Raw genomic sequence first — 19,608 nt, 5'->3', positions numbered from 1 at the left:
TGCCGTGGCAACGTTCAAGGCGATCAGGATCGATAAGGCCGACAAAGGCACCACCGCCGCGCTCACGCAATTCGACGAAGCCGAATTGATGGATGGCGACGTCACCGTCAACGTCGAATGGTCGACCTTGAACTACAAGGACGGCCTTGCCGTCACCGGCAAGGCGCCGGTGGTGCGCCGCTTCCCAATGATCGCGGGCATCGATTTCGCCGGCACTGTTGCGCAGTCCTCCCACGCCAACTGGAAGCCGGGCGACAAGGTCGTTTGCACCGGCTGGGGGATGGGTGAGACCCACCTCGGGTCTTACGCGGAAAAGGCACGGGTCAAGGGCGACTGGCTGGTGCGTTTGCCGGATGGGCTGTCGGCACGGGACGCTATGGCGATCGGCACCGCCGGGTTCACTGCGATGCTGGCGGTGCTGGCGCTGGAAAAGCACGGGCTGTCGCCGCAAGCCGGTCCGGTGGTGGTCACGGGCGCGGCGGGCGGCGTCGGTTCGGTCGCGACCGCGGTGCTGGCCAAGCTCGGCTATCATGTCATCGCTTCGACCGGGCGGATGTCCGAAGGCGACTATCTCAAGGCCCTCGGTGCGGCCGAGGTGATCGAGCGCAACGAGTTGTCAGGTCCTGCCAAGCCGCTGGGCAAGGAGCGTTGGGCGGGTGGGGTGGATAGCGTCGGTTCGACCACGCTCGCCAATCTTCTGTCCATGACCAAATATGGCGGGGCCATTGCGGCGTGCGGCCTTGCCGGGGGCATGGACCTGCCGTCATCGGTTGCGCCGTTCATTTTGCGGGGAGTGTGCCTTCTCGGCATCGATTCCGTGATGTGCCCGCTTGCTTTGCGAAAAATTGCCTGGGAGCGCCTCGCGCGCGATTTGGATCGGACAAAAATCTCTGAAATCACTCATGAAATCGGCTTGGATCAGGTCATTGGGATGGGACCGAAAATCCTTGCGGGCCAGGTTCGCGGGCGCATTGTGGTAAAAATTGTCTGAGGACGTTCAGACTTTACCAACCAAGCTGCTCCAATGTTGCCACGGTTAGTATGGTAAGCAGCGGGTAAAGAAGGCAGACTTTGCTCGCGCTTGGTTTAGTTGGAGTTGCAGCATGCTTGCGCGTATCCTGTTGGGCACCGTTACCGCCGGCGCCATGTTTGCACCTGCGCTCGCTGGGATGATGACCGCCGACGAGGCCCGCAAATTCGTCGCCGGCAAGGTCTTCGCCTTCACCTGCGTTGACGGCACCCGCGGTGCCGGACGCATTCTCGATGACATGGGCGCGGCCGGCGCCGTACAGTTCTCCGGCTCCGGTCCGATCCGGCACATCCGGCTGCCTGGGAATACCCTGCAGATTCGTGGCCAATCGGTATGCGCTTCATTGCGCGGTCTGCCGTTCGAGCCCTGCTTCAATCTCGACAAGAAGGACGAGGTCAGCTTCCGCGGGTCGGTTGCTGGCATGAGCTTCGCGTATTGCGATTTCCATCACGAGGGCGGGCACCAGATGCTGATGGCACGGGCGGTGGCGCGGCCTCGCTCGCGTCGTGCGGAGCAGATAGGCTCTGCCAGTGCTCCGCGGGCCGAAGTCGCGGCGCGGGTGGAGACGCCGCAGGTCGAGAGCGCCAAGCTCGAGCCGGTCAAATCCGAGAAGGCCGAACCCGCAAAGCCTGATGTCGCGCCCGAACTGCGCCGCTCGACTGAGTGACGCGAAGCCAGTGAGTTTCTGGATTGCAGCGCGCGCGGCGTAAGCCGCCACGCATCCACAGGTGACTGATCGTCTTTCCGGCGTACCGATCATCCGCTTGTCTTCTGTCAACGCCGGCCGCGCACCCGGAGGCCCGGAGCGGGGCGCTCCTGCAGCACCTCGCGGCGGAAACGAAACAGCGCGGCGGGCCGCCCCCCTGTCTGGGTCGACATCACGCCGGTCGGTTCGACCAGGGCGCCGCTCTCCACCAGCCTGCGGAAATTCTGCTTGTGCAGATGCCGCCCCGAGATGGCCTCGACGGTCCGCTGCAAGTCAGTCAGCGTGAATTCGCCTGGCATGAGTTCAAACACCACCGGGCGATATTTCAGCTTCGCGCGCAGCCGCGCGATCGCGGTCGCCAGGATCCGCCGGTGGTCGAAACGCATGGCGACGCCGAGCGGCGGCAGCGAGTGGCGCGCCAGCGCCGCCGGCCGTCCATCGCGGCGCGCTTCCTCGACGAGGCCCGCTTCGTAAAGCAGCTCATAGCGGTCGAGCACGCGCTCCTCGTCCCAATTCGCGCCTTCGGTGCCGAAATAGAGTTTGACGCGGTCCTTGCGCGCCAGCGCGCGCGCGGTTTCCGGCTGCTCGCTTTGACTGGCCCACGCCGTCAGTTCGGGAAGAATGTGGCGCTCGATGATGTCGGGGCGGGCCTGGCGCCAATCCTCCCAGGGGAAGAAGCGATACCACGGCTCGAAGCTTGCGCCCGGCGCGGGCATCGCGCTCTCCGCGGCCTTGCGGGTCAGCGCCAGATAGCCGATCGAGACGACATGGGCGTCGGTGTCGGCGGCCTGGGCGTGGCGGCCGCGGTCGCCGAAGGTGTAGAGCTGCTCGACATAGCCGAGACGCAATCCGGTCTGCTCTTCGACCCACGCCCGCAAGCCGATCTCGAAGGTGCGGTGGGCGACCGCATCGAAGGGACCGAAGGGCAGGCCGGTCAGCTTGCCATCATCCTGACCGGATGCCGTCAGGATCAGCGGCTCATTGTCCTCCATGGCGACGATCGCCGCGGTCAGGCCGATCTCGATCGGCTTGAGAGCCTGTTCGCTCATGCCTGCTGCCCCGAATCCGAATGCCTCAGCCTCGGGGCGAGAGTCTATCACGCGGCCTCAATCGAGCTCGACCCGGAACGGCCTGCCCTCCACCATCATCGATGCGGGACCGATCGCATCGAGCGCGCGCAGCATGCGGCCCTCGCGCCCCAAGGCCTTATCGGCGAGGCTCACGATCAGCCGGTTGGGCGAGGCGATCGGCGAGGCGGCACGGATCTGTCGGGCGATCGCGATCTCATCGCGGTGCGGATTGAGCGCGCAGGCGGCGGCGAAGGCGCTCGCGGTCGAGCGGCTGACGCCGGCATAGCAATGGATCACCAGCGGTGCAGTGCGGTCCCAACTCCGGACGAAATTCAGAACCTGCTCGACGTGCTCCGCCGATGGCGCAACGAAGCCTTCCATCGGCTCAATAATGTCGTCCACTGCGACCTTCAAATGGTTCGCCTCGAGAATCGACGCCGGCCGCGGAACCTGATCGACTTTGCCCATCACGGTCAGCACGTGGCTGGCGCCCGTCAAGCGTACGATTTCGGGCAGGGCGGCGAGCGAACAGACGTGTATCATTGGCCTCCTTATATCGAACTTGCGGGCTGGGCTAAGCTGGGGCGTCGGGAACTCACCAAGCCAGTGGGTCCGGCGCGCGAGTGCCCTTGCCCACCTTAAAATGCCGCGGGTAGAGCTGTTTGAAAGCACCTTCGCCCCTCCTATTCAACCCTCCAGCGCCTTGAAGCGGGCCAGGAACCGCTTCTCCGCCTTGACCGCGCTCCAGGGGGTCAGATAGTCGCGCATGGCGGTTTCCGGCAGGCCCGGATCTCGGCCGAACAGCCGTTTCGCCTCGTCCTTGGAAAAGCCCGCCAGTTCCGTCGCCTCCAGATAGGCCGCGCCGCGATCGGCGGCCTTGATCTGCCGCTCGATGTCGCCCGCCAACTGCGCCGGCAGGCCGAAGCGAACATGAATAGCCGCAAGCAAGCGTTTTTCGACTGCCTTGTAGTCGCCCCCCAACACCGCCTTGAAGGGTGAGATCATGTCACCGATAACATATTCCGGCGCGTCGTGCAGCAGCGCGGCCAGCCGTACCCGTGTATCGATGTTCGGATTTTCTGCGCGCATCACGGCTTCGACCAAAAGCGTGTGCTGCGCGACCGAGAAGATATGAGCGCCGGTCGTCTGGCCATTCCAGCGCGCGACGCGCGCGAGCCCATGGGCGATGTCGGCGATCTCGACGTCGAGCGGTGAGGGGTCGAGCAGGTCGAGCCTGCGCCCGGACAGCATCCGCTGCCAGGCGCGTGGCTGCTGGACCGGCTTGCTTGCGCTCGCTTGATTTGCGCTCATTTGACGGCAAGGCGCGGCGCGCGGTGTTGCTTGCCGCAAGTCTCGTGACAGAAGCAGTTGACGAGGTGGTCGTTGACCATGCCGGTCGCCTGCATAAAGGCGTAGACGATAGTGGGGCCGACGAATTTGAAGCCGCGTGAGGCAAGCTCCTTTGAAATCTTCACCGATAGCGGCGTCGAGGCCGGGACGCTCGCCGTGGTCTTGAACTGGTTGACCTTGGGACGTCCGTCGACGAAATCCCACAGAAACTTGGCGAAGCCGGGACCCTCTTCCATGATCTTCAGATAGGATTTCGCGCTCTCGATCGCGCCTTCGATCTTTGCGCGGTTGCGCACGATGCCGACGTCGTTCATCAGCGCATGGACCTTCTTCGCGTTGTAGCGCGCGATCTTTGCGGGTTCGAAATCGTCGAAGGCGCGGCGGAAATTCTCGCGCTTGCGTAAGATCGTGATCCAGGAGAGGCCTGCCTGGAAGCCGTCGAGGATCAGCTTTTCGTAGAGCGCGCGGTCGTCATATTCCGGAACGCCCCATTCATTGTCGTGATAGGCGACATAAAACGCATCATCCCCCGGCCAGGGGCAGCGCATCTTGCCGTCGGGATGCAGTCGCGCGGACCGGCTCATGCCACGCTCTGCTTGTTGGCCTTGAGCACCGCGTCCGGATCGGCGAGGCGGAGCGAGAGCCCGCCGGCCGTCAGCGGCAGACCGGCGAGAAGTGCATCGGCGACCCGATCGGTCCGCACCAAGGCCAATCCCTTTCCGCCTGCCGTCGAACCGACGGTGCCGACTTGCTTGTCGCCGGCGAGGATGGTCGCGCCTGTTTCCGGCGAAGGGCCCTCGAGCAGGATTTTGACAGTGCGGGTGCGCGCGGTGCCGCGATGCTGCATCCGTGACACCACCTCCTGGCCGACATAGCAGCCCTTGTCGAAATCAACGCCGTGCAGCCGGTCCATATTGGTCTCATGCGGGAAGGCATCGCCGTAAATAAAATCCATCCCGCCGCGCGGCGCGCCGCAGGCGATGCGGTGGGTCTCGTAGGCGCTCGCATCGACGAGGTCGGCTCCGATCAGATCGGCGACCTTCTGGGCGAGATCTTCGGGCGCGAGAATGCGAAAGCCGAGTTCGCCCGCGCGCGGATCGGCGAAGGCGAGGTCGGGTTGCATTGCGGGTGTTCCGTCCCAGGCGGCGATCACGCCGAGGCTCTCGGACAGGTTTTCCACGGCGACCTTGGCCCGCAGCTTGTAGAAACCGAGCTTGGTGGCCAGCGTCTGCGCGAGTGCGCGCGGGCAGTCCATAAGAAAGCCGCCGCCATGGCCGGAAGGCGCCTCCGTGATCAGGAAATCGACAATGATCTTGCCCTGGGGTGTCAATAGCGCCCCGAACCGGCCCTCTCCGGGCTTGAGCTTGGCCACATCAGTGGTAACGAGGCCATTGAGGAAATTGCGCGCGTCCTCGCCGGAGACCTTGACCACGCCGCGGTCGGGAAGAAACGCTGCTTTCATCGGGTTCTCTTGAAGTTCTTGTTAGATACGGCACCTAGCCGATATTACGTTGCAAGGTAAGCCGCTAAGGTGCGCCCAACAAGGCCTGCGCGACCACCCGTTTCGCCAAAACGGGCACTGAGGATCCATGAATCAACGATTTGATACCATTCTAAAGTCCGGCACCGTGGTCAATCAGGATGGCGAGGGTGTCCGCGACATCGGGATTGTCAGCGGCCGTATTGCCGAAATCGGCTCGCTCGCGAACGCCTCCGCCGCCGCGGTGATCGACTGCAAGGGCCTGCATATCCTGCCCGGCGTGATCGACACCCAGGTGCATTTCCGCGAACCGGGGCTGACGCATAAAGAGGATCTCGAGACGGGCTCCCGCAGCGCCGTGATGGGCGGGGTGACGGGCGTGTTCGAGATGCCGAACACCGCGCCGCTGACCGTCACCGAGGCGGCCTTCACCGACAAGGTCCGGAGCGGCACCCATCGCATGCATTGCGATTTCGCGTTCTTCGTCGGCGGGACCCGCGAGAATGTGCAGGAGCTGCCCGAATTGGAACGCGCGGCGGGCTGCGCCGGGGTGAAGGTCTTTATCGGCTCCTCGACCGGGGCGCTGCTGGTGGAGGATGACGCGAGCTTGCGCAGGATCTTCCAGGTGATCCGCCGTCGCGCTGCGTTTCATGCCGAGGACGAGTACCGCCTCAACGACCGCAAATCTCTGCGCATCGAGGGCGATCCGCGCTCGCATCCCGTCTGGCGCGACGAGACGGCGGCGCTGATGGCCACCCAGCGCCTGGTCGCGCTGGCGCACGAGACCGGCAAGCGCATCCATGTTCTGCACATCTCGACCAAGGAAGAGATCGAGTTTTTGCGCGGCCATAAGGATGTCGCCTCCTGCGAGGCGACGCCGCATCACCTGACCATGGCGGCGCCGGAATGCTACGAACGGCTCGGCACGCTGGCCCAGATGAACCCGCCGGTGCGCTCGGCCGATCACCGCGAGGGCATCTGGTACGGCGTCACACAAGGGATCGTCGACGTGCTCGGCTCTGATCATGCGCCGCATACGCTGGAGGAAAAGAGCAAGAGCTACCCGGCCTCGCCCTCGGGCATGACCGGGGTACAGACGCTGGTGCCCGTCATGCTCGACCACGTCAATGCCGGGCGGCTGTCGTTGGCGCGTTTTGTTGATCTCACCAGCGCGGGACCCGCGCGGCTCTACAACATCGCCTGCAAGGGCCGCATCGCGGCCGGCTACGATGCGGACTTCACCATCGTCGATCTCAAGCGCAGCGAGACCATCACCAATAACTGGATCGCCTCGCGGGCAGGGTGGACGCCCTACGACGGCATGCGCGTCACCGGCTGGCCGGTCGGCACCTTCGTCCGCGGCAAGCGCGTGATGTGGCAAGGAGAACTGGTGACGCCATCGCAGGGCGAGCCGGTGCGCTTCCTGGAGACGCTGAAGCCGTAAGTGCGCGGCGTTATGCATCCGGGCCTCATGGTTCGAGACGGCGCTTTCGCGCCTCCTCACCACGAGGGGCTGATATCGCGCCGCATATGACAATCTCACCCTGAGGAGCCGCAAAGCGGCGCCTCGAAGATGGGCCCCGCGAGTGATGCTGCGGCCACGACTCCACATTCCCGCGGCGCGTAGCGCCCGAGTCTTGCATCGAGACCACCCTCTTCGAAAATCAGAGGGCGCAGGGAATGCCGGGTGCTGGCTGCACCCATGGCCCCCGCGCGAAAGAAGTGCGCGGGGCGTTGACCACAGGTTCAGCCGAGACAGCCCGGCATTCCCCTGCGCAGTGGTTTACGGCTTACTCCGTGCTCTCCCCGGTGAGCCAGACTTTGTTGTCACCGTCGCCCGCGCGATGCGCTTGCGCATCGTCGCGACCTTAGCGCCAGCCTTGGGGCGCCAGGACCACACGACTTCGCCGTCCGCGAAAGCTGCCGTTCGTCTTTCGGCACTCGCGCGTCCACCGCATCCCGCACTCAACGTCCGTGACGACGCGTACGCCCCTCATCGAGGCGAGACGCGAAGGAGAATGCGACTGATTTGGGGTCATCGCAAAGCGGTTTATTTTCGCGCGACATCTTGAACACCCCGATCAGACTGAAGGGCTTCATAAAATTCGATTTTGCGCGCATGCGACTTCGCCGCTCTTCGTGCAGTTAGCGGCTGGGATTTCCGCCGTCCGCCTCGCCTGGGCGCTGCAGCTCGCTCGGTCGTCCCCTCAAGGCCTCCAAAATGACACGCATCGCTTCGATCTCCTTGCCGAAGCCGGCCCAATCTCCTGATTTCAGGCGCTCCATTGCCTGATTGTAGTGATCGAGTGCCTGCTGCGCGGAGCCTTCGTGCGATGCTTGCGTGGTTGGCGCTGGGCCAGGTTCTGTGAACAGCGCCGACAAGGCCTCGGATAGCGTCTCCTTCATCACCACGTGTTCGTCATAGGCTCCGATCACCCGCTTCAACTCCGGCAGGTGTCCTTGTTGTGCCCGCAAATAGAGCGGCGACACATAGAGGATCGAGTTCTCGATCGGGATCACGAGGAGGTTGCCGCGGATTACCCGCGATCCCATCTGGTTCCACAGCGTGAGCTGCTGCGAAATCTCGGTATTCTGATTGATGCGCGCTTCGATCTGGAAGGGACCATAGACGAGCTTGTCCTTGGGAAATTCGTAGACGATCAGCTTGCCGTAATCGGGCGAGTCACAGCGTGCGGCAAGCCAGGCGATCATGTTATCGCGACGGCTCGGGACCATCGGCAGCATTAGAAAGAACTCGGCCTGTGGCTCGCCCGGCAGGCGCATGATGATGTAGTAGGGCGCCATCATCGTGGTGCCATCGCCGCCCGGCTGGCGCGGGAATTGCCAGAGATCCTCGCGATTATAAAAAACCGCGGGGTCTTCCATATGGTAGGCCTGATAGATCTGCGCCTGGATCAGGAACAGGTCCTCCGGATAGCGGATGTGTTTCTGCAAGTCCGCGGGCATTGCCGCGAACGGCTTGAACAAAGTTGGAAAGATGCGCTGGTAGGTCGCAGCAATCGGATCGCCCGGGTCCATCAGATAGAACGCAACGGTTCCGTTGTAGGCGTCGATCACGACTTTCACGGAATTGCGGATGTAGTTGAGATCGAGATCCTGCGCAGGCTCAGCGGAAGGAAAATACGAGCTCGTCGTGTAAGCGTCCTGTATCCAGAACATCCGCCCCTCGCTGATGACGAGGTACGGATCATGATCCAGCCTCAGAAAGGGAGCGATTGTGCGCACCCGTTCCTGAATGTTGCGCCGGAGCATGATGCGGCTGTCGCCCGCGATGTAATCCGTGAGAAGAAGATTCACGTCGCTGAAGTATTGGGCAAACAGGGTTCTCCTCAGCAGTCCCGCTATCGGAACTCCGCCGCTTCCATCGTAAGCCGCGTAGACGTTATCCTTTCCTTTCGGGTAATCGAACTCCGCAACGGTGCTCTTGACGATGACGTAACCGTCGCTCTCTTCACCGTAATAGATGCGCGGTTCGCGGATCTCGGGGCCGCCGTCCGCAACGGGGGGAATATCGCGCAAATAGAAATATGGCAGCCCCTCGGCGCTCTTGCGGGTCACCGGGCTCATCACGGCGCCGTTGCCGTGCGTAAACAGAATATGGCGGTTGACCCAGGTCTGGGCATTGGGCGGCAGCAGCGAGGGTCGCAGTTCGCGCGCCGAGAGCATCACGCTTTGATAGGAGCCGCCCAGCCAGTAACGATCGACGTCAAGGTCGTGAAATTTGTAGTAGGTCCGGATCTCCTGGAGCTGCGCGTAGGTATCCGATAGGGGCCGCCAGTCCCATAATCTGATATTGTCGATGGTCGCTTTGTTGGCCTCCAGCGTCTTGAAGCTCAGAGTCTGTTCGGCCGCAAACGGCTTGGCGGCGATCCGATCGAGATCGTATGCCTGTCGGGTCAGTGCGATGTTACGCGCAATGTAAGGCTTCTCCAGCTCGAGCTCGCTCGGCTTGACGAAAAAGTGTCGGAACAGCGAGGGGACGACGCCGGACAGCACAAAGGAGCCGAGGGCGACGACCAGGATCGCGGCTACCGGAAGCCAATAGGTTCGCACACGCAGGTTTGCGAACGCCATCAATGCGGCGATCAGCGAAAGCGCAATCAATAACCACAGCACGGGAAGCTGCACGTGAACGTCCGTGTAGCTGGCGCCGACGACCACGCCATTGTCGCCATAGAGCAGCAGATAGCGGTCGAGCGCGTAGGACCACGCCTTCACGAGAAGGAGGAGAGCGAGCAGAACAGAGCCGTGAGCGATCGCTGCCGGTGGTGCAGATCGGCGATGGGTCACCTGTGAGACATCGCTGTAGGTCCAGTAGATCGCTCCAGCGAACAGTGCGCTCAGCACCAGCGTGAGCACCATCCAGTTCTTGAGCCTGATATAGATGGGCAGCGAGAAAAGATAAAAGCCGATGTCCTTGCCGTAGAGCGGATCGTTTGAACCATACGGGACCTGATAGAGATAGCGCAGCAAAGTGGCCCAGTCGTCGGCTTCTCCCGCGGCGACCAGGACGGCGATGAGGCCGGCACAGGCGACGATGATGTGAGGCCACGGCAAGCGGTCGCGCGCGAGCGCAAGCGGGTCGGGCGGCGGTTGCCGTCCAAAGGTGGTGAGAGGGGGAACAGATGTCGCTCGGGCGAGGCGCAGCGCGACCCACCCGTTCAGCCAAAGAATGATCCACGTTGCGATGAAGACGCCGCCAAAGAGCGCGGCTTGGGCGCCGAGACTAGTCCAGAAAACCTGCAAATAACCAACCGAGGAAAACCAGAGCCAGTCGACAAGGACGTCGCCTGCGATCTTGAGCAGCAGCCAGCCAATTCCGATGACGATCGCGGCAATGATCCACCCTGCCAGGACGCTTCGCCCCGGGACCTTCGGCGGCGGTCCGGTAATCCCGATCGTCATGACGCAATCATAGCAGAAGCCGACGCGGCCTAGCGGATTATCGCAAACAGTGATGACCCTTAGCTGTGGCCTTCGTTGGCCACGCCAAAGGAAAACCCTCCACAAGCTTCGCCCCGACCCGTATCCTCGCGATGTTGCTGTCGCCAGCATCCGCCGATCGCGTTGCAGCGCCGGACGGGCACCAAGCCCGACGTTGCGAAGAACGAAAACGACGATGCAAATCCAGACTTCATCCGTGGAGAAAGTCTGGAAATCGTCGCTTGCGCTCGCAATGACGCCGCAGACCGGGCGCTTCTTCGCCCGGTTCGCTCAGCTTGGCGACTGCGCTAGCGCGCCCGTCGGCGGCCGATGGCCACGCCCAAGAGGAACGCGATCAACAGTGAACCCAGAGGCGCTTCGCGCGCCACATTGGTGAGGATGCTGAGCGGCATGCCGGGCTTGCGGCCCGCCTCGATGGTATCGCTTACCCAACGCACGCTCCCCCTCACCAGGTCGGCGACCTCGGCTGTGGTGGATTTCGGCTCCGGCGCCGGGTCCAAGCCGTCATAAAGGAACGGCGCGAGCGGGATCTCTTCACTCACGGTTCATCTCCAGGGGCGACGCGCGGCCGAAGGTAGCGTTGTTCGATCGCGCGAGCTAGCCGTAATAGCGTCGCGGGCGGCGCGCCGGGCGCGTCATCAGCAGCGCGAGCGCAAAGCCGATTGCACCCGCGATCAACATCGAGCCCAGCGGATTCTCTTGCACCCTTTTCGCAAGCGCCTGCGAGCCCTCGCGGAAGCTATCGCCGCTGTTCTCGTAAGCCTGCCTCGCGTAGCCGGCCGCGGTATCGGCCGCATCGCGCGCCGCGTCCTTGGCCTGGCCGTAGAGGTTCTGCGCCGTGCCCGCAGCCTCGCGGACTCGGCCTGACGCCTGGGTTGTTGCATCACCGGCGATATCGCCGACCGTGCTTTCGACCTTGCCGGCAAAGTCCTGCGCAGTGCCGGCAACGCGATCCTTATCCATGGCATACTCTCTCGTAAAAGAAATTTGTCGGAGCTAACCGGCAAGAACAGTTTCGGTTCCCGTAACGCGCAACGGGGGCTCGCGCCCCGTAATCCTGCTGCGTCATGAGCGGCTCTATCCCCTCATCCTTAAGGAGCCTGCGCCAGCCAAGCGTCTCGAAGGATGAGGCCGGCATCGGGGCCTCATGGTTCTCCCGGCGATGCGCAGTATCGTCCGGAGATGGCGCATTCGCGCCTTCTCACCGCGAGGGTTTAATGCCGCAGTCAGACTAAGCAGGCCCGCCAATCGCGCGTTGCAGCAGCTTGGCAGGCTCGGCGTCGTCGCCGGCCCAGGCAACGAACTGGTCCGGTCGCACCAGGATCAGGCGGGATTGGTATTTCTCCCGTCCATCGCTTGCGGAGTCCCTGATGACCTTCAGGGGAATGCGGCGCTCGGCAGCCGCCCGTTCGAATGCCGCGGCCGCGTTCGTTCCGAGATCGATCAGCGTGAAGCCGTTGCCCAGTTCCTCGAACACGTTCCTGCCCGACGATAGAGGCTGCGGCGTCAGGTGATGACCGGGCCGCGCCGCATGGGCATGGGAGCCGATCGCGCTGCTTGTGGCGCCGGCCGGGCCCCATACGATCGGTGAGCCCTCATAATTCGGTTCAAAAGCGTTCACCTCGGCGCGCGCACCGGTCTGTCGCTCGCGCCAAGCTTTTTCGAAGTCGCCGCGATCGCGCGCTGGATCGTGCTTTCGCAGAAAGTCGCGGTCGTCGAGGATCGACTTCTCGATGAAGTCGCGCGCGGTGGAGGCGAACACGGGACGCCGTTCCGCGTCGTAGCTGTCGAGCAGGCCCGCGCCGCCCCAGCCTTGCAGCGTGGCGGCGAGCTTCCAGGAGAGATTGACGGCATCTTCCAGGCCGCTGTTGACGCCATAGCCGCCATAGGGCGGGTGGCTGTGCGCGGCGTCGCCGGCAATGAAGACGCGGCCGGCGCGATAAGTGTCGGCAAGCGCGAAGCGCAGGTCCCAGAAGCCGATATGGTCGAACTCGACGTCGAACTCGGCACCCGCCGCTTCATGCAGCAGGCGGCGAAAATCGAAGTTGTCGCGCGTCGTGGTCGCGGGAACGGGGGCGTGGAAGAACCAGGTGGTGCCGAGATCGACCCGTCCGAAGAACTTCCAGTAGCCGTCCAGTTCCGGATGCAGCACGTTGTAGAAGGATTTGCCGGGATAACGCTCGAGCAGGCGATGCAGGCCGGTGGAGCGGAATACCAGGAGCACCATCAGGCGGTCATGATCGGACCGGGTCTGGGTGATGCCCGCCTGCTCGCGCACGGTGGAGCGGCTGCCGTCGCAGCCGACGACATAGGATCCACGTAAGGTGCGCCTTTCGCCGTCGCGATTGATGATCTCGACGCCGACGCGATCGTCGTCGGCGCGGATGGTTTCGCAGGTCCAACCATACAACGTCTCGATGGCCGGGATTTGCGCCGCCCTTCGGCGCAGCACGGCTTCGGTCGCGTATTGCGGCAGCCGTTCGTTATCAGTGAAATAGAACGGCCGTACCAGCTCGCGCTGCAGCCAGTCGTAGCTGTAGCCGCCGAGCAGCGTGCTGTAGCATGTCATGCCGCCGATGCCGTAATCCCGCGGGATGGTGCGCGCGGCGCGCAACTGGTCTTCCGCACCCCAGAAATAGAAATGCTCGAGCGTGCGCTGGGTCAGATTTTGCCCCTTCGGGATCGGCTGCAGATCGGTATAGCGCTCGACCAGGATGGAGCGGACGCCGCGCAGGCCAAGATCGATGGCAAGCCCGATGCCGACCGGCCCTCCACCGACGATGACGACAGGGGCATGGACTTGAGCTGAATTCGACATCTTGGCGTGCCCTCGCGGTTACAAGCCGCTCGATCTGCGTCGGCGCGGTTTCTCCGGCCGCTCCATGCCGGCAGCGGGGTCTTTCGTCAACATAAAATCTCACATTTTGAGATTTATTGATCAAAGATCTCCGCTGAAATGGTGCGGGCGGCGATGCGGACCTCCTCGGTGATGCGGTCGATCAACTCGCCCTTCGCCTGCTGGCCGCCGATGGTGAGGCAGAGGCTGGCCACGGGATAGCCGGCATCGAGGATGGGGGCGGCGATGCCAATGGCGCCGGGGGTGACTTCGCCAAAGGCTACCGCAACGCCGGCCCGCTTGATCTGCTTCAGGACCCTCACGACGTCCTCCGGCCGCTGGCCGAGCCCGACGCCGCGAAGGTCGTCGGCGTAGCGGAGGATCAGCGGCATGAGCCGCTGCTTGGGCAGGAACGCCATGATGGAGCGGGCGATCGCGCCGCGTCCCATCGGCATGGGACGACCGCGCGGATAGCTGCTCACAGGATTGGGGGCCGACGATTCCGAGGCGACGCAAAGCATTTTGTCGCCGTACCAGCGCACGATCAGTGCCGTGCAGGGATGTGCGGCCGTGAGCCTCGCCAAATGCGGCGCCGCGGCGGCCACCAGCGGATCGGCGCGGCGGCTCAGATAATCCATTTCCACAACGCGCGGGCCGAGGGTGAAGCGGCCGCCGCGCGTCGACATCAAGAGCCCACTTTCTTTCAGGCTCTTGAGATAGCGATAGAGCGTCGGCCTGGTGTAGCCGAGTTCGCGCATGAGTTCGTCCGGCGTCCAGAGCGGCCGGCTCTCGCTGAAGAGGTCCAATACCGCAAGCACCCGATCCTGGCTGTTTGTCTTCCGCACTGTCCGCTTGATCCAACCGGCGTCAGAGATCCCGATAGCCCGCCTCGGTGCGCCAACAAACGGAGCGCCGGCGAGCGGGATTGATTTATATAAAATCTCATTATAAGAGATTTTTCTTAAGAACTATAGTTCAGCCCGACGGGCCTTGCGGAGGAAAATCGCACGTGACCATTGCCGTCAAGGAGAGGTCCGCATCCAACGTCATCGACGTTCCCGACTATATCGATCGGCAGCCGGTCGGTGCTTTCCAGATTAGGCTGCTGCTGATCTGCGCGGCGGTTCTCTTCATCGACGGCTTCGACACGCAGGCGATCGGCTATGTCGCGCCCGCCGTGGCGCACGAATGGAAGCTGCCGCGCGGCGCTCTCGGACCGGTCTTCAGCGCGGGATTGTTCGGGCTCATGATCGGCGCCTTGGTCTTCGGCACCATCGCCGACCGTATCGGCCGCAAGCGCATCATCCTTTTCAGTACCGCCGCCTTCGGCATCGGGACTTTGCTCACCGTTCTTGTTCAGGATGCCACCTGGCTGATGGCGCTGCGCTTCCTGACCGGCCTCGGGCTCGGCGGCGCGATGCCGAACGCGGTCGCGCTGACCTCCGAATTCAGCCCGCACCGGCGCCGCGCGACCATGGTGATGGCCATGTTTGCGGGATTTTCGGTCGGTGCGGCGCTCGGCGGGCTGCTCGCGGCGGCTTTGATTCCCGCTTACGGCTGGCGTTCGGTGTTCCTTGTCGGCGGTCTCGGGCCGTTATTGCTGCTGCCGGTCCTGCTCTATGCGTTGCCCGAATCGATCCGCTATCTCGCCTTGCTCGGCGGGCGTGATCGCGAGGTCGCGGCGTTGTTGCGCCATATCGCGCCGGCCATGGCGATAAGCGAGGATGTCCGCTTTGTCGTGCAGGAGCCGAAGCTGACCGGTCTGCCTGTCGCGCATCTGTTCGCGGAGCATCGGGCGGTCACGACCTTGTTGCTGTGGGTCGTGTTCTTCATGAGCCTGCTCGATCTCTATCTGCTGGCGAACTGGTTGCCGACGGTGCTGAACGATCTCGGGGTCTCGGTCTCCGTAGCGGCCGCGATCGGTGCCATGCTGCAGGTCGGCGGCGTGGCCGGCACCTTCACGCTGGGCCGCTTCATCGATCGCTTCTCCTTCCGCGCGCTGGCGCTGACTTACCTTGGCGCTGCGGTCGCGATCGCCGCGATCGGTCTCACCAGCCATTCGATCCTCTTGGTCACGGTCGCGATCTTCGTCGCCGGGTTCTGCATCGTCGGAGGCCAGATCGCGTCGAATGCGCTGACGGCGACGTATTACCCGACCGCCATTCGCTCGACCGGGGTGGGCTGGGCACTCGGGATCGGCCGGGTCGGTTCGATCGTGGGGCCGTTGATCGGCGGGCTGATGCTCGCGCACCAGATCGGCGCGCAGTCGCTGTTCGCAATTGCCGCCGTTCCCGCGCTGATCGCGATGGCGGCGGCGTTTCTGCTGGTGCGCGCGGCGTGAGCGGCTGCTATTGCCTGGCGAGCGCCAGCGAAAATTCGCCGTTGCGGACGCGTGCGGGCAGGCCTTCCACGAATTTCGCCACCGCATCCTCACCATAGGTACCGACCAGCTCGGCGAGCGCGGCGAACAGGCTGGCCTGCGCAAGGCAGTCGCCGTCAACACCGTCGTGGCGCGCCTCGGCCCAGGCCTCGTTCAGATAGCTGAGCGCCGCCTGCTTCTGCTCGTGGTCGGGCAACGGATCGCGGGCAAGATGAAACGGCATGGGACGGCGCAAACCAAAAGAGGAACAAGACTGACGCGTTTTGGAACGGCAAAGCGCGTCCAACGCGGAACAGGTGTAGCACGCGCAGCGGGGCCGCCTAGACCAGTTCTTTAGGAAAGGTTAACGCCGCTCAACAATTCCAGGGGGCCAATGACGGATCTTGCCCATTACGCTGCGCAACGGCCCCTCATGGTGACGGTCAAAGTTGGGAGCGGCCTCAACTCGCCTAATTCGCATAGCGCGCGGTGAGGTCGCGGGAGATCTTGGAGCCCTCATCGATATAGCGGCGGATCGCAACCAGCGCGGCAGGCGTGCAGGTGCGATAGGTCTGCTGGAAGCCGTTAAAACCGCGGTTGAACGCCGCGATCATGCGGGTGCGGCGCTCGCCGGAGGGCGTTTCGGCGTCGATCAGCGCCTGCATTTCGCTGCGCCATTTGGCGCCTTCATTGCTGCCGCAGATGCCCCGGAGATAATGCAGCGCGCCGAGGATCTCGGCGAGCCGCTGCAGGTCGCCGTCAAAGGGCGCAGCCGCTTCCTCGGCCCGTAAAGGCGCGGCAAGGCTCAGGCAGATCAGCAGGAGGGCGGCGAGGCGGCGTTTGGGCATGAAAAGGTCCGGCGAAGTCCGCCTGATAGCTCCTTAAATGCGCCGGAAGCAAGCCGCCTCGGCCCGGCAATTCAGGTCCGGATCAGCCGCGCCGCCATCTCCAGCACCTCGGTCAGGCCGCCGGTGAGCTTGAGGTCGCCAAGCGCGTCGGGCGCGAGCCACCTGAAATCGTCGAGTTCCGCGTTGAGCCGCGGCTCGCCCGCGCGCCAACGTGCCGCGAACGACATGATCAGATAATGCCCGCCGCCGGCCGCGGGCAGCACCTCGCGCCATCCGGCAAGGCCGACAATGTCGATCGCAAGGCCGGTTTCCTCATCGACCTCGCGCCTCAGCGCCGTGTGCAGGGTTTCGCCGAACTCGACCCGGCCGCCCGGCAGCGAATAAAAGCCTTTGCCCGGCGAACGGGCGCGCCGCACCAGCAGCACCTTGTCATCGCGGAAGATGGCCGCGCTCACCGCAAGCTGCGGATGCTGGGGACGCGCGGGCGGGGGAGGAGGTGCATCAGCCATCAATGGGTCATGATGTAGTCGACATTGGCCTCGGTGCCGCCATTGATAATACCACCGGCGGCCGCGACCAACTCCTTCAGCCAGCTCGTCGCCTGGATGGCGAGCTTGGCGCGGGTCTTGTCCTGCTGCACCTGCCCCATGGCCTCGCTGACCGCGGTCAGGATATTGGTCATGGTTCCCGTGATGTGGTCGAACTCGGCGCGGAGCTCCGGGTCGGCCGATTCGTAAGCCCAGATCGCAAGATCGCGCGCCTTGAAATTGGAGGCGATGAAGTGCTCGGCGTAGGAAAGGGGCCGCCATTGCAGGAAGTCATCGGCGCATTCCGGAATGTCCGGAATCATCTCGAGCAACATGATGGCTTCGTTGAAGTGGTTGAGATAGTCGGTGGCAAGCCCGGTGCGGGGATTGATGTTGGCGGCCTTCAGCGCCGCCGCGCGGGCTGCCTCGTCGGCACCCGTCATTTGCGGCGGTAAGGCGGATGTCTCGGATGGTGCGGCCGATGGGGTCATCATGCGCAGTGTTTCGCAGGCCGGGTTAAAAGCGGCTGAACGGATGCCTATTTAGGCGATCACAATGTGCGGACGGTTTGTCATTACTTCGCCTCCAGAGGCCTTGCGGCGGATTTTCGGCTACGCGGAGCAGCCAAATTTCCCGCCAAGGCATAACATTGCACCGACACAACCTATACCTGTGGTCATTATCGAAAATGGCGGAAGGCATTTCCGGCTGATGCGCTGGGGGCTCATTCCGTCCTGGGTCAAGGACCCGCGGCAATTCTCGCTTCTGATCAATGCGCGATCGGAGACGGTGCTCGAGAAGCCCGCGTTCAAGAATGCGATCCGGCGACGACGCTGCCTCGTTCCCGCCGACGGCTATTACGAATGGCAGGCAGCGGGCGGACGCAGGCGGCCCTTCTTCATCTATCGCCGCGACAAGCAGCCGTTCGGGCTTGCAGGACTGGCGGAGACCTGGATGGGACCCAATGGCGAGGAAGTCGACACAGTTGCCATCGTCACCGCGCCTGCCAGCTGCGATCTAGCGGTGCTGCATCCCCGTGTGCCGGTCACGATAGGGCTCGACGATGTCGCGCGCTGGCTCGATTGCAGCGAGGATCGCGCCGAGCCTGTCATGGCGCTGTTGGTCGGCCCGCAGGAAGGCAGCTTTGCCTGGCACGAGGTATCGACGCGGGTCAATCATGCCGACAATGACGATCCGCAACTGCTGGTGCCGATCACGGACGAACAACGTGCCGCGGAAGAAGCACCGAAGGCTTCAAAGCGGCCGGTGCAAAAAGCACCGCCGCTCGTGACCGATGACGGGCAGGGGTCGTTGTTCTGAGGTTGGAATAGACCATGGTCGGGATCAGGTCGAAACGAAGTTTCATCTAGCACCGTCACCTTTCTATCATCGTCATCCTGAGGCGCTCGCGCAAGCGAGCCTCGAAGGATGAACGGCCCGTGTGCGAACAGCCGGGCCGTCGCCCTTCGAGGCCTCCGCTGCGCGAAGGCACCTCAGGCGCCGGGAACCTTTCAGATAGTTGGTGATGGCTGACAGCGGCTGGTTAAGCTTATGGGCGATCGCGGAGGCCATTTCGCCCATCTCCGTCAACCGCGAGACATGGACGAGCTCCGACTGCAGCTCCTGCAGCCGCGCCTCGGTTTCCTGGCGCTCTGTGAGATCCCGGACAAAGCCGGTGAAGTACCGGCGGCCGCCGGACCACATCTCGCCGACCGTCAGTTCGATCGGAACGGTCGAGCCGTCCCGGTGTTGCCCGACAACCACCCGCCCGGGTGGGTTCGATGCTTCGCGTCGCCAAGGGATGACGGGCGTAACGCCGGACCGTGCGCCGGGACGGCACATCACCTAAACAGATTCAGCGCCGCATGTTGCAGCAGCATGATCGTCTTCGCATCGGCAATGCTGCCGTCGGCGATCATCGCCAGCGCCTGGTCGATCCCAATATCCAGCACCTCAATGTCCTCGCCCTCGTCGGCGAGGCCGCCGCCGTTGCCGATGCGCATGTGCGGCTCATATTCGGCGACGAAGAAATGGATCTTTTCCGTCAATGCGCCCGGGCTCATGAAAGCCTCGAATACCTTATGGACGTCGTGCAGCCGGTAGCCGGTCTCTTCCTCGGCCTCGGCGCGGATGCGCTCCTCGGGCGAGGCCTCATCGAGCAGGCCCGCGGCCGCCTCGATCAGGAGATCGTCGTGACCGTTAACGTACGGAGGAAGGCGGAACTGGCGTACCAGTACCACCGTCCGCCGCGCCAGATTATAGGGCAGGATCGCCGCGGCATTGCCGCGGTCGAACACGTCGCGCGTGAGCGTCTGCCAAGTTCCGTCGGCGCGCCGCCACGCGAAGCTGATGCTCTTGAGCGTGCCATAGTTCTTGGAGAGCACGCGCTCGCCTGTGATGCGGATGCGGTCGGAAACGCTCATGGCACCCCTGGTGG

20 protein-coding genes and 1 pseudogene are annotated in these 19,608 nt (G+C 63.6%); 5 read left to right on the top strand and 16 right to left on the bottom strand.

Annotated features, from left to right (window positions below):
- Positions 1-4: 4 nt before the first annotated feature.
- Together acuI and F758_RS0112725 are read left to right on the top strand one after the other, a co-directional pair.
- Positions 5-991, top strand: coding sequence for an acrylyl-CoA reductase (NADPH) (gene acuI, locus F758_RS0112730; RefSeq protein ID WP_024508226.1), 987 nt, complete (start codon positions 5-7; stop codon positions 989-991).
- A 112-nt stretch (positions 992-1,103) separates the two neighbouring features.
- Positions 1,104-1,697 carry a hypothetical protein gene (locus F758_RS0112725; protein WP_024508225.1) on the top strand — a complete coding sequence of 198 codons (594 nt, stop codon included), beginning with the start codon at positions 1,104-1,106 and terminating at the stop codon, positions 1,695-1,697.
- Positions 1,698-1,804: 107 nt separating this feature from the next.
- Here F758_RS0112725 and F758_RS0112720 read toward each other — a convergent pair whose 3' ends face one another.
- From F758_RS0112720 to ygfZ, 5 genes are all read right to left on the bottom strand, one after another.
- A complete protein-coding gene (locus F758_RS0112720) occupies positions 1,805-2,785 on the bottom strand; it encodes an NUDIX hydrolase (protein WP_024508224.1) in 981 nt (326 codons plus the stop codon).
- 57 nt (positions 2,786-2,842) lie between these two features.
- The gene (locus tag F758_RS0112715) at positions 2,843-3,349 is read right to left on the bottom strand and encodes a tyrosine phosphatase family protein (protein ID WP_024508223.1); all 507 of its coding nucleotides are present in this window, start codon (positions 3,347-3,349) and stop codon (positions 2,843-2,845) included.
- A 144-nt stretch (positions 3,350-3,493) separates the two neighbouring features.
- Positions 3,494-4,117: a YfbR-like 5'-deoxynucleotidase gene (locus F758_RS0112710; RefSeq protein WP_024508222.1), complete on the bottom strand. Its 624-nt coding sequence runs from the start codon at positions 4,115-4,117 to the stop codon at positions 3,494-3,496.
- Positions 4,114-4,740, bottom strand: coding sequence for a DNA-3-methyladenine glycosylase I (locus F758_RS0112705; RefSeq protein ID WP_024508221.1), 627 nt, complete (start codon positions 4,738-4,740; stop codon positions 4,114-4,116). The genes F758_RS0112710 and F758_RS0112705 overlap by 4 nt, the downstream gene beginning before the upstream one ends.
- On the bottom strand, positions 4,737-5,618 hold the full coding sequence (gene ygfZ, locus F758_RS0112700) for a CAF17-like 4Fe-4S cluster assembly/insertion protein YgfZ (RefSeq protein WP_024508220.1): 882 nt from the start codon (positions 5,616-5,618) through the stop codon (positions 4,737-4,739). The genes F758_RS0112705 and ygfZ overlap by 4 nt, the downstream gene beginning before the upstream one ends.
- A 127-nt stretch (positions 5,619-5,745) precedes the next feature.
- Between ygfZ and F758_RS0112695 the strand changes: the two genes are divergently transcribed.
- Entirely contained in the window at positions 5,746-7,080 is a 1,335-nt protein-coding gene (locus tag F758_RS0112695) for a dihydroorotase (protein ID WP_024508219.1), read from the top strand.
- A gap of 701 nt (positions 7,081-7,781) precedes the next feature.
- Here F758_RS0112695 and F758_RS0112690 read toward each other — a convergent pair.
- The 5 genes from F758_RS0112690 to F758_RS0112670 all read right to left on the bottom strand — a co-directional run bounded on the left by F758_RS0112690 (position 7,782) and on the right by F758_RS0112670 (position 14,282).
- Positions 7,782-10,562 (bottom strand): UPF0182 family membrane protein, encoded by a 2,781-nt coding sequence (locus F758_RS0112690; RefSeq protein ID WP_024508218.1) that lies wholly within the window; start codon positions 10,560-10,562, stop codon positions 7,782-7,784.
- A 326-nt stretch (positions 10,563-10,888) separates the two neighbouring features.
- Positions 10,889-11,143 carry a hypothetical protein gene (locus F758_RS0112685; protein ID WP_024508217.1) on the bottom strand — a complete coding sequence of 85 codons (255 nt, stop codon included), beginning with the start codon at positions 11,141-11,143 and terminating at the stop codon, positions 10,889-10,891.
- Between the two features lie 55 nt (positions 11,144-11,198).
- Positions 11,199-11,564 (bottom strand): CsbD family protein, encoded by a 366-nt coding sequence (locus tag F758_RS0112680; RefSeq protein WP_024508216.1) that lies wholly within the window; start codon positions 11,562-11,564, stop codon positions 11,199-11,201.
- Between the two features lie 268 nt (positions 11,565-11,832).
- Positions 11,833-13,419, bottom strand: coding sequence for an FAD-dependent monooxygenase (locus tag F758_RS0112675; protein ID WP_024508215.1), 1,587 nt, complete (start codon positions 13,417-13,419; stop codon positions 11,833-11,835).
- A 113-nt stretch (positions 13,420-13,532) separates the two neighbouring features.
- On the bottom strand, positions 13,533-14,282 hold the full coding sequence (locus tag F758_RS0112670) for an IclR family transcriptional regulator (RefSeq protein WP_024508214.1): 750 nt from the start codon (positions 14,280-14,282) through the stop codon (positions 13,533-13,535).
- Between the two features lie 164 nt (positions 14,283-14,446).
- Between F758_RS0112670 and F758_RS0112665 the strand changes: the two genes are divergently transcribed.
- The gene (locus tag F758_RS0112665) at positions 14,447-15,778 is read left to right on the top strand and encodes an MFS transporter (protein ID WP_024508213.1); all 1,332 of its coding nucleotides are present in this window, start codon (positions 14,447-14,449) and stop codon (positions 15,776-15,778) included.
- Positions 15,779-15,785: 7 nt separating this feature from the next.
- On the opposite strand, the gene F758_RS0112660 is transcribed toward F758_RS0112665, so the two are convergent.
- The 4 genes from F758_RS0112660 to F758_RS0112645 all read right to left on the bottom strand — a co-directional run bounded on the left by F758_RS0112660 (position 15,786) and on the right by F758_RS0112645 (position 17,662).
- Positions 15,786-16,040 (bottom strand): hypothetical protein, encoded by a 255-nt coding sequence (locus tag F758_RS0112660; RefSeq protein ID WP_198026477.1) that lies wholly within the window; start codon positions 16,038-16,040, stop codon positions 15,786-15,788.
- 226 nt (positions 16,041-16,266) lie between these two features.
- Positions 16,267-16,644: a TIGR02301 family protein gene (locus tag F758_RS0112655; protein WP_024508211.1), complete on the bottom strand. Its 378-nt coding sequence runs from the start codon at positions 16,642-16,644 to the stop codon at positions 16,267-16,269.
- A gap of 71 nt (positions 16,645-16,715) precedes the next feature.
- A complete protein-coding gene (locus F758_RS0112650) occupies positions 16,716-17,153 on the bottom strand; it encodes an NUDIX hydrolase (protein ID WP_024508210.1) in 438 nt (145 codons plus the stop codon).
- Entirely contained in the window at positions 17,153-17,662 is a 510-nt protein-coding gene (locus F758_RS0112645; RefSeq protein WP_157449990.1) for a hypothetical protein, read from the bottom strand. The genes F758_RS0112650 and F758_RS0112645 overlap by 1 nt, the downstream gene beginning before the upstream one ends.
- A 64-nt stretch (positions 17,663-17,726) precedes the next feature.
- On the opposite strand from F758_RS0112645, the gene F758_RS43770 reads away from it, so the two are divergent.
- A complete protein-coding gene (locus F758_RS43770) occupies positions 17,727-18,491 on the top strand; it encodes an SOS response-associated peptidase (protein WP_024508208.1) in 765 nt (254 codons plus the stop codon).
- Positions 18,492-18,665: 174 nt separating this feature from the next.
- Here F758_RS43770 and F758_RS0112635 read toward each other — a convergent pair.
- Together F758_RS0112635 and F758_RS0112630 are read right to left on the bottom strand one after the other, a co-directional pair.
- Positions 18,666-18,941 (bottom strand): annotated as a pseudogene (locus F758_RS0112635) (PAS domain S-box protein); the annotation flags it as partial.
- Positions 18,942-19,012: 71 nt separating this feature from the next.
- On the bottom strand, positions 19,013-19,594 hold the full coding sequence (locus F758_RS0112630; protein WP_024508206.1) for an NUDIX hydrolase: 582 nt from the start codon (positions 19,592-19,594) through the stop codon (positions 19,013-19,015).
- Between the last annotated feature and the right edge of the window lie 14 nt (positions 19,595-19,608).

It is taken from the genome of Bradyrhizobium sp. ARR65 (assembly GCF_000472385.1).
Lineage (GTDB): Bacteria > Pseudomonadota > Alphaproteobacteria > Rhizobiales > Xanthobacteraceae > Bradyrhizobium.
This window is presented reverse-complemented; position numbering and strand designations above follow the sequence as displayed.

What these genes read in the sequence shown, in the direction of transcription:
- F758_RS0112725 (WP_024508225.1), top strand. Translation starts at nt 1,104, where the DNA reads ATGCTTGCGCGTATCCTGTTGGGCACCGTTACCGCCGGCGCCATGTTT.
- F758_RS0112720 (WP_024508224.1), bottom strand. Translation starts at nt 2,785, where the DNA reads ATGAGCGAACAGGCTCTCAAGCCGATCGAGATCGGCCTGACCGCGGCG.
- F758_RS0112715 (WP_024508223.1), bottom strand. Translation starts at nt 3,349, where the DNA reads ATGATACACGTCTGTTCGCTCGCCGCCCTGCCCGAAATCGTACGCTTG.
- F758_RS0112710 (WP_024508222.1), bottom strand. Translation starts at nt 4,117, where the DNA reads ATGAGCGCAAATCAAGCGAGCGCAAGCAAGCCGGTCCAGCAGCCACGC.
- F758_RS0112705 (WP_024508221.1), bottom strand. Translation starts at nt 4,740, where the DNA reads ATGAGCCGGTCCGCGCGACTGCATCCCGACGGCAAGATGCGCTGCCCC.
- ygfZ (WP_024508220.1), bottom strand. Translation starts at nt 5,618, where the DNA reads ATGAAAGCAGCGTTTCTTCCCGACCGCGGCGTGGTCAAGGTCTCCGGC.
- F758_RS0112695 (WP_024508219.1), top strand. Translation starts at nt 5,746, where the DNA reads ATGAATCAACGATTTGATACCATTCTAAAGTCCGGCACCGTGGTCAAT.
- F758_RS0112690 (WP_024508218.1), bottom strand. Translation starts at nt 10,562, where the DNA reads ATGACGATCGGGATTACCGGACCGCCGCCGAAGGTCCCGGGGCGAAGC.
- F758_RS0112680 (WP_024508216.1), bottom strand. Translation starts at nt 11,564, where the DNA reads ATGGATAAGGATCGCGTTGCCGGCACTGCGCAGGACTTTGCCGGCAAG.
- F758_RS0112675 (WP_024508215.1), bottom strand. Translation starts at nt 13,419, where the DNA reads ATGTCGAATTCAGCTCAAGTCCATGCCCCTGTCGTCATCGTCGGTGGA.
- F758_RS0112660 (WP_198026477.1), bottom strand. Translation starts at nt 16,040, where the DNA reads ATGCCGTTTCATCTTGCCCGCGATCCGTTGCCCGACCACGAGCAGAAG.
- F758_RS0112655 (WP_024508211.1), bottom strand. Translation starts at nt 16,644, where the DNA reads ATGCCCAAACGCCGCCTCGCCGCCCTCCTGCTGATCTGCCTGAGCCTT.
- F758_RS0112650 (WP_024508210.1), bottom strand. Translation starts at nt 17,153, where the DNA reads ATGGCTGATGCACCTCCTCCCCCGCCCGCGCGTCCCCAGCATCCGCAG.
- F758_RS0112645 (WP_157449990.1), bottom strand. Translation starts at nt 17,662, where the DNA reads ATGACCCCATCGGCCGCACCATCCGAGACATCCGCCTTACCGCCGCAA.
- F758_RS43770 (WP_024508208.1), top strand. Translation starts at nt 17,727, where the DNA reads ATGTGCGGACGGTTTGTCATTACTTCGCCTCCAGAGGCCTTGCGGCGG.
- F758_RS0112630 (WP_024508206.1), bottom strand. Translation starts at nt 19,594, where the DNA reads ATGAGCGTTTCCGACCGCATCCGCATCACAGGCGAGCGCGTGCTCTCC.